General features: G+C 71.5%; 13 protein-coding genes, 1 tRNA gene and 1 pseudogene. 13 read left to right on the top strand and 2 right to left on the bottom strand.

All coding sequences use genetic code 11. The features are described from left to right. The 11 genes and pseudogenes from AWZ10_RS01665 to AWZ10_RS01615 form a co-directional block, all read left to right on the top strand. A pseudogene (locus AWZ10_RS01665) lies at nt 1-577 on the top strand (hypothetical protein); the annotation flags it as partial. Nucleotides 578-663: 86 nt separating this feature from the next. Further along, entirely contained in the window at nt 664-1,095 is a 432-nt protein-coding gene (locus tag AWZ10_RS01660; RefSeq protein WP_046707667.1) for a roadblock/LC7 domain-containing protein, read from the top strand. Between the two features lie 2 nt (nt 1,096-1,097). Continuing rightward, nucleotides 1,098-1,469, top strand: coding sequence for a DUF742 domain-containing protein (locus tag AWZ10_RS01655; protein WP_037704089.1), 372 nt, complete (start codon nt 1,098-1,100; stop codon nt 1,467-1,469). Then, nucleotides 1,447-2,046: a GTP-binding protein gene (locus tag AWZ10_RS01650; RefSeq protein ID WP_060890263.1), complete on the top strand. Its 600-nt coding sequence runs from the start codon at nt 1,447-1,449 to the stop codon at nt 2,044-2,046. Before AWZ10_RS01655 ends, AWZ10_RS01650 begins: the two co-directional genes overlap by 23 nt. Further along, nucleotides 2,043-2,600: a GAF domain-containing protein gene (locus AWZ10_RS01645; protein ID WP_046707668.1), complete on the top strand. Its 558-nt coding sequence runs from the start codon at nt 2,043-2,045 to the stop codon at nt 2,598-2,600. The genes AWZ10_RS01650 and AWZ10_RS01645 overlap by 4 nt, the downstream gene beginning before the upstream one ends. A gap of 199 nt (nt 2,601-2,799) precedes the next feature. Continuing rightward, nucleotides 2,800-3,828 (top strand): L-threonine 3-dehydrogenase, encoded by a 1,029-nt coding sequence (gene tdh, locus AWZ10_RS01640; protein WP_060890262.1) that lies wholly within the window; start codon nt 2,800-2,802, stop codon nt 3,826-3,828. Between the two features lie 56 nt (nt 3,829-3,884). After that, nucleotides 3,885-5,084, top strand: coding sequence for a glycine C-acetyltransferase (locus AWZ10_RS01635; RefSeq protein WP_060890261.1), 1,200 nt, complete (start codon nt 3,885-3,887; stop codon nt 5,082-5,084). 83 nt (nt 5,085-5,167) lie between these two features. Further along, complete coding sequence (locus AWZ10_RS01630; RefSeq protein ID WP_060890260.1) at nt 5,168-6,067, top strand: LysR family transcriptional regulator; 900 nt, start codon at nt 5,168-5,170, stop codon at nt 6,065-6,067. A gap of 66 nt (nt 6,068-6,133) precedes the next feature. Next, nucleotides 6,134-6,718 carry a helix-turn-helix domain-containing protein gene (locus tag AWZ10_RS01625; protein WP_060890259.1) on the top strand — a complete coding sequence of 195 codons (585 nt, stop codon included), beginning with the start codon at nt 6,134-6,136 and terminating at the stop codon, nt 6,716-6,718. A gap of 56 nt (nt 6,719-6,774) precedes the next feature. Beyond that, entirely contained in the window at nt 6,775-7,302 is a 528-nt protein-coding gene (locus tag AWZ10_RS01620) for a GNAT family N-acetyltransferase (RefSeq protein ID WP_205576379.1), read from the top strand. A gap of 76 nt (nt 7,303-7,378) precedes the next feature. Next, nucleotides 7,379-7,738 (top strand): MmcQ/YjbR family DNA-binding protein, encoded by a 360-nt coding sequence (locus AWZ10_RS01615; RefSeq protein WP_046707674.1) that lies wholly within the window; start codon nt 7,379-7,381, stop codon nt 7,736-7,738. A gap of 83 nt (nt 7,739-7,821) precedes the next feature. Here AWZ10_RS01615 and AWZ10_RS01610 read toward each other — a convergent pair whose 3' ends face one another. Next, nucleotides 7,822-8,727 carry a transketolase family protein gene (locus AWZ10_RS01610; protein ID WP_060890258.1) on the bottom strand — a complete coding sequence of 302 codons (906 nt, stop codon included), beginning with the start codon at nt 8,725-8,727 and terminating at the stop codon, nt 7,822-7,824. A gap of 41 nt (nt 8,728-8,768) precedes the next feature. Further along, nucleotides 8,769-9,470: a thiamine pyrophosphate-dependent enzyme gene (locus tag AWZ10_RS01605; protein ID WP_046707676.1), complete on the bottom strand. Its 702-nt coding sequence runs from the start codon at nt 9,468-9,470 to the stop codon at nt 8,769-8,771. A 152-nt stretch (nt 9,471-9,622) separates the two neighbouring features. Between AWZ10_RS01605 and AWZ10_RS01600 the strand changes: the two genes are divergently transcribed. After that, nucleotides 9,623-9,696 (top strand) — tRNA-Pro (locus AWZ10_RS01600). Between the two features lie 502 nt (nt 9,697-10,198). Next, nucleotides 10,199-11,407: an ABC transporter substrate-binding protein gene (locus AWZ10_RS01595; protein WP_234360703.1), complete on the top strand. Its 1,209-nt coding sequence runs from the start codon at nt 10,199-10,201 to the stop codon at nt 11,405-11,407. Nucleotides 11,408-11,554: the final 147 nt, after the last annotated feature.

Raw genomic sequence — 11,554 nt, 5'->3', positions numbered from 1 at the left:
GGCCGTGCCCGGCGTCGGTCCCGACGACCGGCGGACCGTCGCCGAGCACACCGGCACACCTCCGACCCCCCGCGTCGGCGGCGCCGTACGCGGCACCATGGGCAGGCCCCAACTGCCCCGTCGCCGCGCCCAGCAGCACATCGTGCCCCAGCTCCGCGGCGGCCCCGCGCCCGCGCCCAGGCAGGACCCCGACCACTACATCGGCCACGACCCCGGGCTGATGGCGGCCTTCCAGCGCGGCATCGGACTCGCCGAGGCCCGCCAGACGGAGAGCTCCGACTGGGACACCTCCACGCTGGACACGACCGCCGCGGACCTCGCACCCCCCGCCCCCGACGCCGCGTCCCGCATCGACACCGGACAGCTGAACACGGGCCACCTCGCCTCGGCGTCACCGGGCGGTACGGACGCGCTCCACATGGAGCTGGCCCACATGGACGCGCCCCACAAGGACGCCGCCCAGCCCCTGGGCGGACACCCCAGGGGCGTCGCCCCCATAGCCGTACCGCCGGCGTCGGCCCTCGACGCGGCACACGACCGCACGTCCCGGCCGGACGGGAGCACACCGGCCGGATGACCACACCCCTCCCCACCCCCACCCCCACCACGGTCCCCACACCCTCCGCTCCCGCAGACCAACGCACCCCAAGGAGTCGATCCACCATGGCGAGCGATGCGCCGACCGGCCATGTATCCGATCTCGACTGGCTGATGAGCGGCCTCGTCCAGCGTGTGCCGCACACCAGGAGCGCGGTGCTGCTCTCCTGCGACGGGCTCGTGAAGTCGGTCCACGGCCTCGATCCGGACAGTGCCGACCACATGGCGGCCCTGGCCTCCGGCCTGTACTCCCTCGGACGCAGCGCGGGCGTCCGTTTCGGCGACGGCGGCGAGGTCCGTCAGGTCGTCGTCGAACTCGACTCGACCCTGCTGTTCGTCTCCACCGCGGGCTCCGGCACCTGCCTCGCCGTGCTCGCCGGACGCGAGGCCGACGCCGCGGTCCTCGGCTACGAGATGGCGATGCTCGTCAAGAGCGTCCGCCCGTACCTGGTCACCCGGCCCCGCCAAAGCGTCGAACCCTCCGCGATGAGGCCTTGAACGTGTCCGCGGCCGGCGACGGACCTCTGTACGACGACGCCGCCGGGCGTCTGGTACGTCCCTACACCGTCATCAACGGCCGGACCCGGCCGACCACCGCGCTCGATCTCCTCTCGCAGGTGATGGCCACCGGGGCGACCCCCCTCGGCTATCTCGGCCCCGAGCACGCGACTGCACTCGACCTGTGCCGGGCACCCGTTTCGGTCGCCGAGGTCGCCGCTCACCTGAAGCTGCCGGCGGCGGTCACCAAGGTGCTGCTGTCCGACCTCGTCGACTGCGGGGCCCTCACCACCAAGCCCCCGGTTTTCCACCACAACCCGACAGACCGGTCTCTTCTGGAGGCAGTGCTCGATGGACTACGACGACAGCTCTGACCCCTTTCCCGCCGCACTGAAGATCTTGGTGGCGGGAGGGTTCGGGGTCGGCAAGACGACCTTCGTCGGCGCGGTGAGCGAGATCGCGCCGCTGAGCACGGAGGAACTGCTCACCACAGTGAGCGCCGCCACCGACAATCTCGACGGCATCGAGAACAAGGTCGAGACGACCGTCGCGATGGACTTCGGCCGCATCACACTCGATCCGCGCCATGTGCTCTATCTGTTCGGCACCCCCGGGCAGCAGCGGTTCTGGTTCATGTGGGACGAACTCTCCGAGGGGGCCCTCGGCGCGGTCATCCTCGCCGACACCCGCCGCCTGGAGGACTGCTTCGCGGCCGTCGACTTCTTCGAGCAGCGCGGCCTCGGCTTCATCGTCGCCGTCAACGAGTTCGACGGCTCCTTCCGCTACGACGCCGACGAGGTGCGCGCGGCCCTCGACCTCGACCCGGAGATTCCCGTCGTCTGCTGCGACGCCCGCATCTCCAGTTCGGGCGTCCAGACCCTGCTCATCCTCGTCAAGCACCTCCTCGCCCACACCCCGGTCCAGCTCCCGAGCCACGGAGCCCACACGTGATGTACGACCCGCCGCGTCCGGTCGGCCGGCTGCTGCTCACCCCCGAGGACCGGGACGCTCCCGAGCGCGTGGAGCGGCTGCGGCTGCTGGGGCTCGGAGAGTACGCCGAACCGGCCTTCGACGCCTTCGCGGACCGCCTCGCCGAGGTCGCCTCGGTGCCGTACGCGATGGTCAACTTCATCGACGAGTACCGGCAGTTCTTCGCCGGCCTGCATGTGTCGGCGGAGCCCACGGCGGACACCACGGTGCTCGGGGTGGATCGTCGCCTCGCCCGTGACCGCGGCTTCTGCCCCTATGTGGTGGTACGCCGCAAGGGGCTGGTCCTCGAAGACGTGTGTGAATACCCGAAGTTCGCCGGGAACCCCGTCGTCGACGACCACGGCATCCGCTCCTACCTGGGTGCCCCGCTGCTCGACCGCACGGGCATCGCCCTCGGCACGGTCTGCGTCCTGGACGTCCGGCCGCGCCCCTGGGGCAGGGCCGGACTGGAGACCATCAAGTCGATGGCCGCGGAACTGACCGCCCGGATCGAGGGGCGGGAGGCGTTCCCGTGACACGGGAAGCGGTCGGCACATCATGGCGGATTCCACGGCCCGGCGGGGTGTGAAGGAAAGCTGCGGCGGAGGTTAAGAAAACCTCGATGGACCCGAGGTACCGCCGTACGGCAGATTGATCGGCGATCCCACCCCTCTCCCCGGTACGGGCCTGTTCGCCATGCCCGCCGTCGGGGGCGCACCCACAGGAGCCGTAGCGTTGAAGGCGCTGGTCAAGGAGAAGGCGGAGCCCGGGCTGTGGCTCGTCGACGTCCCGGAGCCCGAGGTCGGCCCCGGCGACGTACTGATCAAGGTCCTGCGGACCGGGATCTGCGGCACCGACCTGCACATCCGGTCCTGGGACGGCTGGGCCCGGCAGGCCATCCGCACTCCGCTGGTGGCCGGCCACGAGTTCGTCGGCGAGGTCGTGGACACCGGCCGTGACGTCACCGAGATCCAGGCAGGCGACCGGGTCAGTGGCGAGGGCCACCTCGTGTGCGGCAGGTGCCGCAACTGTCTCGCCGGCCGCCGCCACCTGTGCCGCGCCACCGTCGGCCTGGGAGTCGGACGCGACGGCGCCTTCGCGGAGTACGTGGCGCTGCCCGCGACCAACGTCTGGGTGCACCGCGTCCCCGTCGACCTGGACGTCGCGGCCATCTTCGACCCGTTCGGCAACGCCGTGCACACCGCGCTCTCCTTCCCGCTGGTCGGCGAGGACGTCCTGATCACCGGCGCCGGACCCATCGGCCTGATGGCCGCCGCCGTCGCCAGGCACGCCGGCGCCCGCCACGTCGTGGTCACGGACGTCAGCGCGGACCGGTTGGAGCTGGCCCGCAAGATCGGGGTCAGCCTCGCGCTGGACGTGCGGGAGTCGACCATCGCCGACGGGCAGCGCACCCTCGGCCTGCGCGAGGGCTTCGACATCGGCCTGGAGATGTCCGGCAACCCCGTCGCGATGCGCGACATGATCGCCAACATGACGCACGGCGGGCGGATCGCCATGCTCGGGCTGCCGTCCGAGGAGTTCGCCGTCGACTGGTCCCGGATCGTCACTTCGATGATCACCATCAAGGGCATCTACGGCCGTGAGATGTTCGAGACCTGGTACGCGATGTCGGTCCTCCTGGAGGGCGGCCTCGACCTCGCCCCCGTGATCACCGGCCGCTACGGCTACCGCGACCACGAGGCGGCCTTCGCCGACGCGGCGAGTGGCAGAGGCGGCAAGGTCATCCTCGACTGGAGCGCGTGAGCGTCCGTGCGATCGGCGTAACTCCCTTCCCGCGTAAGCATTTTAGGAGCTTTCTGATGTTCGACTCCGTGCGCGACGACCTCCGCGCCACCCTCGACGAGATCCGCGCCGCCGGGCTGCACAAGCCCGAGCGGGTCATCGGCACCCCGCAGTCCAGGGCCGTCGCCGTGACCGCGGGCGGCCGCCCCGGCGAGGTCCTCAACTTCTGCGCGAACAACTACCTGGGCCTCGCCGACCACCCCGAGGTGATCGCAGCCGCCCACGAGGCCCTGGACCGCTGGGGCTACGGCATGGCCTCCGTCCGCTTCATCTGCGGTACGCAGGAGGTGCACAAGGAGCTGGAGGCGCGGCTGTCGGCGTTCCTCGGCCAGGAGGACACGATCCTGTACTCCTCCTGCTTCGACGCCAACGGCGGCGTCTTCGAGACCCTGCTCGGCCCCGAGGACGCGGTGATCTCCGACGCCCTCAACCACGCCTCGATCATCGACGGCATCCGCCTGTCCAAGGCCCGCCGCTTCCGCTACGCCAACCGCGATCTCGCCGACCTGGAACGGCAGTTGAAGGAAGCCTCGGAGGGCGGCGCCCGCCGGAAGCTGGTCGTCACCGACGGCGTCTTCTCCATGGACGGCTATGTGGCCCCGCTCCGCGAGATCTGCGACCTCGCGGACCGACACGACGCCATGGTCATGGTCGACGACTCCCACGCCGTCGGCTTCACCGGCCCCGGCGGCCGTGGCACCCCCGAGCTGCACGGCGTCATGGACCGCGTCGACATCATCACCGGCACCCTCGGCAAGGCCCTCGGCGGCGCCTCCGGCGGTTATGTCGCCGCCCGCGCCGAGATCGTCGCCCTGCTGCGCCAGCGCTCCCGCCCGTACCTCTTCTCGAACACGCTTGCCCCGGTGATCGCGGCGGCCTCCCTGAAGGTGCTCGACCTCCTGGAGGAGGCCGACGACCTGCGGATCCACCTCGCCGAGAACACCGCGCTGTTCCGCGGCCGGATGACCGAGGAGGGCTTCGACATCCTCCCCGGCGACCACCCCATCGCCCCCGTCATGATCGGCGACGCGGCGAAGGCGAGCCGCCTCGCCGAACTGCTCCTGGAGCGCGGTGTGTACGTGATCGGCTTCTCCTACCCGGTCGTCCCCCAGGACCGGGCCCGCATCCGGGTCCAGCTCTCCGCCGCGCACTCGACGGCGGACGTGAACCGTGCGGTGGACGCGTTCGTGGCGGCACGGGCCGAGCTGGAGGCCTGAGCCGGACCCCGAGTCGGACCCCGAGGCGGAGGTCCGAGCGGACGGGTTCATGGGGAAAGCGGGCATTTGAGAGAATCGGTCACATGATCGAAGCGCGGCGGCTCCACATCCTTCGTGCGGTGGCCGACCACCGCACGGTGACGGCGGCTGCCGCCGCGCTGTACCTCACCCCGTCCGCCGTCTCCCAGCAGCTGACCGCGCTGGAACAGGAGACGGGCCACCGCCTGGTCGAGCGCGGCGCGAAGGGCGTACGGCTCACCCCGGCCGGCGAGATCCTGCTCGGCCACACCCACGCGGTCCTCGCCCAGCTGGAGCAGGCGGCTGCGGAACTGGCCGCGTACAGCTCGGGCGCGGCCGGCACCGTCACGGTCGCCTCCTTCGCCACCGGCATCGCCCAGGTCGTCGCGCCCGCGCTGGGCCGCCTCGCCGCGTCCGCGCCCGGCATCCGCCTCCGCGTCCAGGACGCCGAGGGTGACGCCAGCCTCCCGATGGTCCTGGACCGGCAGGTCGACATCGCCGTCGCCGTCGAGTACCGGGGCGCCCCGGCCGCCGACGACCCGCGCCTCACCCACGTCCCGCTGTACGCCGAGCCCTTCGACGCGGTCGTGCCCGTCAGCCACCACCTCGCCGACGCGGCCGAGGTGCCGCTCGCCGAACTCGCCAAGGACTCCTGGATCGGCCCCTACCCCGGCAATCCCTGCCACGATGTCGTCGTCCTGGCCTGCGAGAACGCCGGCTTCCAGCCCCGCCTGGAGCACTCCTCCGACGACTTCCGCGCCGTCGTCGCCCTCGCCTCCGCCGACGCGGGCGTCGCCCTCGTACCCCGCTCGGCGCTGCGCGGGACGGACCTCACGGGCGTGGTCGTACGCCCCGTGGACGGGGTGGCCCCCACGCGCCGGGTCTTCGCCGCCGTACGCCGTGGGGCGGAGGGGCACCCGCTGATCCGGCCGGTGCTGGAGGCGCTGGGGGAGGCGGCGGAGTGAGGCGGCGGAGCTGAGGCGGCGCGCACCGAAGAAGCGGCTTCCCATATCCGGGATAGCATCCCGGATATGGGAAGAGTCGAAGAAGTGGCAGTACTGGACCCCGTCGATCTCCGCCTGGCCGCCCGGCTGGCTGAGCTGCGGGCCGAACACGGCTGGTCCCTGGGCGAGTTGGCGGACCGCAGCGGTGTGAGCCGGTCGACCCTCTCCCGGGCCGAGCGCGCGGAGACCAGCCCCACGGCCGCCCTCCTGAACCGCCTCTGTCATGTGTACGGCCGGACGATGTCCCAGCTCCTCAGCGAGGTCGAGTCCGAGCCGGTCTCCGTGGTGCGCGAAGGAGAGCAGGCCGTCTGGGAGGACAGGGCCTCCGGGTTCGTACGGCGTTCCGTGTCGCCACCGACGGCCGGGCTGCGCGGCGAACTCGTCGAGGGGAGGCTCGCGGCGGGCGCGGACATCGCCTACGACCGTCCCTCCGTGCCCGGCCTCGAACAGCACATCTGGGTCCTGGTCGGCACCCTGCACGTCACCGACCGGGACGTCGAGCACCGGCTGGCCGCCGGGGACTGTCTGCGGATGCGGGTGTGGGGGGCGACGCGGTTTCGCTGCCCCGGGCCCGAGGGCGTGCGGTACGCGCTGGTGGTGGTGAAGCCGTGACCGAGTCCGTGACGGATGCCGAGTCGGTGCCCGGGGCCTCGCCCGCCTCCGGGACAGTGATCTCCCGGCTCGACGGCTCACCACCCCTCTCCCTCGTCGAGGAGTTGGCGGACCTGTTGGTCGACACCGTGCACGGCGGTGCCTCGATCGGCTTCCTCTTCCCGCTCGACCGGGCGGGGGCCGTCGCCTGGTGGAAGGAGCGCGCGAACGCGGTGGCGGCCGGCGGTCTCGCCGTGTGGGTGGCGCGTGACGGTGACCGGGTGGTCGGCACGGTCGGTCTCGTCTTCCCGGACAAGCCCAACAGTCGTCACCGCGCCGAACTCGTCAAGCTGATGGTCCACCGGGACGGCCGTGGACAGGGCCTCGGCCGCGCACTGCTCGCGACCGCCGAACGGGCCGCCGCCGACGCGGGCATCACCCTGCTCCACCTGGACACCGAGACCGGCAGTCCCGCCGAGCGCTTCTACGGCAGGGCCGGGTGGACCCGGATCGGGACGATCCCCGACTACGCGGCGGACCCGCACGGGACGCTGCGCCCGACGTCGATCCACTACAAGCGGGTGGGTCCCGGCGTCTGCGCCTAGACATGGCGCGCGGCGGCGAGGTACGGCACCGGATCCGGCCGGGGGATTGTCAGTGGTGACCGCTACGGTGCCTCTCATGCCGGATGCCGAAGACGTACGACGTGTCGCCCTCTCCCTGCCCGACACCACGGAGAAGGTCGCCTGGAACATGCCCACCTTCCGGGTGGCGGCGAAGATGTTCGCGACCCTGCCGGAGGACGAGACGTCCATGGCCGTGCGCTGCCCGAAGGAGGAGCGCGACGAGTTGGTCCTCGCCGAGCCCGGCAAGTTCTGGATCGCCGACCACGAGGCGGGGTTCGCGTGGGTGCGGGTGCGGCTCTCCGCCCTGGAGGGTGAGCCCGAGCTGCGCGACATCCTCGCCGACTCCTGGCGCCAGGCGGCCCCGACCGGACTCCTGGACGCCCACCCGGAGTTGGGGCTCCCGGCCGCCGACTGACGGCGGCTCGACCCCCTCGGAGCGCCGGCGCCGGTCCCCTAGGCGCCACCGGCGTCGGTCACCCCGATCAGGCCCCCGGCCCGCTACCGCAGGAACCCCGCGATCCGCTCGTGCAACGAGGCCGCGTCCAACCCGTGCGCGGCCACGTGCTCCTCCATTCGCCCGTACCGCCGCAACTCCCTGCGGCCCACCCCCAGTCCGAGAATCCGGTGCGGCACGTCGGCCAGCGCGTCGTTCGCGGCGGCCGTGGACGTGCCGGCCAGATAGGGCTCGACCAGGACGACGTCCGTGCCCGCCGACCGGGTGGCCCGGCGCAGCGTGGCCGAGTCGAAGGGGCGGACGGTGGTCGCGTACAGCACGGTCACGTCGAGACCCTCCGTGGCAGCGAGGGTGGCGTCGAGCATCGGCCCGACGGCGACGACCACCCCGCGCCGCCCCTCGCGCACGGTGCGGAACCGCTGCCCGTCCACGGTGAGCGCCCGCCCGTTGGACTGCGCGGACAGCCGCACGTACACCTTGTCGTCCTTGCCCTCGCCCGCGCCGACCGCGTGCCGGAGCAGGGTCTCGGCCTCGTCGGGGTGGCCCGGCACGTGCACGGTCCAGCCGTCGAGCGTGTCGAGGAGGGCCACGTCGCCGGGTGCCATGTGGGTGGAACCGCCGGCGGGCCAGTCGTAGGAGGCGGCGGCGCTGACCAGCACCGCGCCCACGTCCTGGTGCCCGAGATCCAGCTTCACCTGCTCGAAGGGCCGCTCCACCAGGAAGCTCGCGAAGGTGTGCAGTACCGGCCGCATCCCGGCCAGCGCCAGCCCCGCGCCCGCGCCGACCAGCAACTGCTCCCGGATGCCGACGTTGACCACCCGGTCCGGATGCCTGCGCGACGCCTCCGTGAAGCCGTCCCTGCCGATCTCGGCGAGGACCACGGCGACCCGGGGGTCCTCGTCGAGCAGCCGGGAGACGACGGGGGCGAAACGGTCACGCATGGTGTCCATGAAGTCTCTTTCCTTTCAGTGCAGTCGGGGGAACCAGGAGCTCAGGCGTTCTTCGGCTCGACGCGGGCCACCACGACCCGCGGCCGACCCGGATGCGGCGCGGTGAAGGCGGCGTACAGCGCCTCGTGGTCGCGTCCGTCCACGGTTTCGGCGGACCAGCCCGCCACCTCGAACCGGGCGGCGATCCCGCCCGGCAGGGCATGGCTGGCGGAGGAGTTGTCGATCACGACGGTGTGCAGCCGGTCGAGCCCGGCCGGTCCGGCGTAGGCGATCGCCTCGTGGTTGCTGCCCTCGTCCAACTCGGCGTCCCCGATCAGCACCCACACCACCGGGTCGGCCCGCTCCTGGGACCGCAGTCCGAGCGCTGTCCCGACCGCGATCGGCAGCCCGTGCCCGAGTGACCCGCTGCCGATCTCCGCGCCCGGCACGAGCACCCGGTCCGGGTGGTGGCCGAGCGGCGAGTCGTACGAGCCGAAGCCGGGCAGCCAGTCGACCGGCACGAACCCCTTCGCCGCGAGCACCGCGTAGTACGCCATCGGTCCGTGCCCCTTCGACAACAGGAACCGATCCCGCTCCGGGTCGTCCGTCCGCCCCGGCCCCACCCGCAGCACCCGGTCGTAGAGCACCCACAACACGTCCAGCGTGGACGTGGCCGCCGGCCCGTGCTTCTCGGCCCCCGTCATCAGCTCCATCAGCCCGGGCAGGTCCGCGAACCCGTACGTACGTTCCGCTGTCGTCGTCATACCGACGAGCCTGCAACCTCAACCAAGCTTCAGGTCAAGCACGGACTTTGGCGGCGCCCGTCCGCCGACAAACGGGTGCGCGACCACAGGCCCGAGTGCGGTATTGTTTCGGTGCACGTTCAGCCAGGGGAAACCCCAGGTCAGACGGGCAACGGGACGTGGCGCAGCTTGGTAGCGCACTTGACTGGGGGTCAAGGGGTCGCAGGTTCAAATCCTGTCGTCCCGACTTGCGAAGTAGCAGGTCGGAGGTCATTTCGGTTGATCCGGAGTGGCCTCTTCGTCGTTTTCGGGGCCAGGCGGGGACCGGGTGCTGTGCGACGGCGGTACGACGCTCTCTTCCCTTCGTTCCCCGATGGTGAAGCGGGCCGTCGCGAGCACCCTGACCGTCCTGCGGTGGATCGCGCACCCGACAGCGAAGCGGTAGGAAACAAGAGCGGCGGGACGCGACTGAAGGCGACCGTCCCCCTTTCGTGCCCGCAGATCCGGCGAGGCGGTCCCGCGCGAGGCCGACGGGTGATTCGATGCGATATGTGCTTGATCTTGCTTTATGTGGCCTTTAGTGTTCCGGGAGAAACTCTGCGAGGTCCGAGTCCCGTGCCACCGTCCGGAAACGAGGTGTGGAGCGCGTGCACGCGAGGTGCGGCTGCCGGCCGGTTTCGGGTCGGAAGGGACGTCCCAGAGGGACACGATGGCTGCGGGCGTTCGCCGCACTGCCGCTGCTGGCGTCGGTGCTCGCCGCTTGTGGCGGTGACGAGGGCTCCGGTAGGCCCACCCTCAACTGGTACAACTTCCCCGACGATTCCGGTGCGCTCCAGAAGGCGGCCGACCGGTGCAGCCGGGCGTCGGGCGGTCGCTACCGGATCAGCTACAACAAGCTCCCGCGTGCCGCGGACGGCCAGCGCCAGCAGCTCGTCCGCAGACTCGCAGCCGAGGACGACTCGCTCGACATCCTGGGCCTGGACGTCACCTGGGCGGCGGAGTTCGCCGAGGCACGCTGGATCCGGGAATGGACGGGAGCGGCGAAGCGGCAGGCTGTCGAGGGCACCCTGCGCGTACCGCTGCAGACCTCGACCTGGAAGAACAAGCTGTACGCCGTCCCGTACAACACCAACACCCAGCTCCTGTGGTACCGCAAGGACCTGGTGCCCACCCCGCCCCGGACATGGGCCGAGATGCTGGACATGGCCGACGCCCTCGCCCGGCAGGGCAAGCCGCACTTCGTGGAGATCCAGGGCGCCCAGTACGAGGGCCTGACAGTCTGGTTCAACTCCCTGATCAACAGCGCGGGCGGCTCCATCCTCAACGCGAGCGCGACCGAGCCCTCCCTCGGTCCTCCCGCCGTGCGTGCCGCCGGGATCATGCGTGATCTGGCGAGGTCCCCCGCCGCGGACCCCTCCCTGCCCAACCAGATGGAGGACCAGAACCGCCTCGCCATGGAGTCGGGGACGGCGGCGTTCGAACTCAACTACCCGTTCGTCTATCCGTCGATGAAGGCGAACAACCCCGCGCTGTTCAAGAACTTCCGCTGGGCGCCGTACCCCCGGGTCGACCCGAACCGCCCTGCACGGCCCACCATCGGCGGCATCGACCTGGCGGTGAGCGCCTACTCGCGCCACCCCGACCTGGCCTTCGAGGCGGCGCTGTGCCTGCGCAACCGGGAGAACCAGCTCACCGCCGCGCTCGAGGGCGGCCTTCCCCCCACGCTGCGCGCCCTGTACGACGAGCCCGCGTTCATGAAGGAGTACCCCTTCTCCAAGGACGTGCTGGCCGCCCTGGAGTCGGCGAGCGTGCGCCCGATCACCCCGGTCTACCAGAACGTGTCGATCGCGGTCTCCCACACGCTGTCTCCGCCGTCCGGGATCGAACCGGAGAGCTCCGTCAACACCATCAGGGAGCAGATCGACGATGCCCTGCGATCCGAGGGTGTGATCCCGTGAACCACCTCCTCCCGCACCACCTGGTCAGCCGGCGCCGCAGTGCGCGGGCCTCCTCCTCGGACGGCCCGAGATGAGCACGCGGCCGCAACCGCCCGCAGCCCCGCCGCCCCCCGAGGCGGAGACGGAGCGGACGGGGCCGGACCCGGC

Source organism: Streptomyces europaeiscabiei, assembly GCF_001550375.1.
Lineage (GTDB): Bacteria > Actinomycetota > Actinomycetes > Streptomycetales > Streptomycetaceae > Streptomyces > Streptomyces europaeiscabiei.
The sequence above is the reverse complement of the archived record's forward strand: the minus strand, read 5'-3'. Positions and strand labels throughout refer to the sequence as shown.

What these genes read in the sequence shown, in the direction of transcription:
- AWZ10_RS01660 (WP_046707667.1), top strand. Translation starts at nt 664, where the DNA reads ATGGCGAGCGATGCGCCGACCGGCCATGTATCCGATCTCGACTGGCTG.
- AWZ10_RS01650 (WP_060890263.1), top strand. Translation starts at nt 1,447, where the DNA reads ATGGACTACGACGACAGCTCTGACCCCTTTCCCGCCGCACTGAAGATC.
- AWZ10_RS01635 (WP_060890261.1), top strand. Translation starts at nt 3,885, where the DNA reads ATGTTCGACTCCGTGCGCGACGACCTCCGCGCCACCCTCGACGAGATC.
- AWZ10_RS01630 (WP_060890260.1), top strand. Translation starts at nt 5,168, where the DNA reads ATGATCGAAGCGCGGCGGCTCCACATCCTTCGTGCGGTGGCCGACCAC.
- AWZ10_RS01625 (WP_060890259.1), top strand. Translation starts at nt 6,134, where the DNA reads ATGGGAAGAGTCGAAGAAGTGGCAGTACTGGACCCCGTCGATCTCCGC.
- AWZ10_RS01615 (WP_046707674.1), top strand. Translation starts at nt 7,379, where the DNA reads ATGCCGGATGCCGAAGACGTACGACGTGTCGCCCTCTCCCTGCCCGAC.
- AWZ10_RS01610 (WP_060890258.1), bottom strand. Translation starts at nt 8,727, where the DNA reads ATGGACACCATGCGTGACCGTTTCGCCCCCGTCGTCTCCCGGCTGCTC.
- AWZ10_RS01605 (WP_046707676.1), bottom strand. Translation starts at nt 9,470, where the DNA reads ATGACGACGACAGCGGAACGTACGTACGGGTTCGCGGACCTGCCCGGG.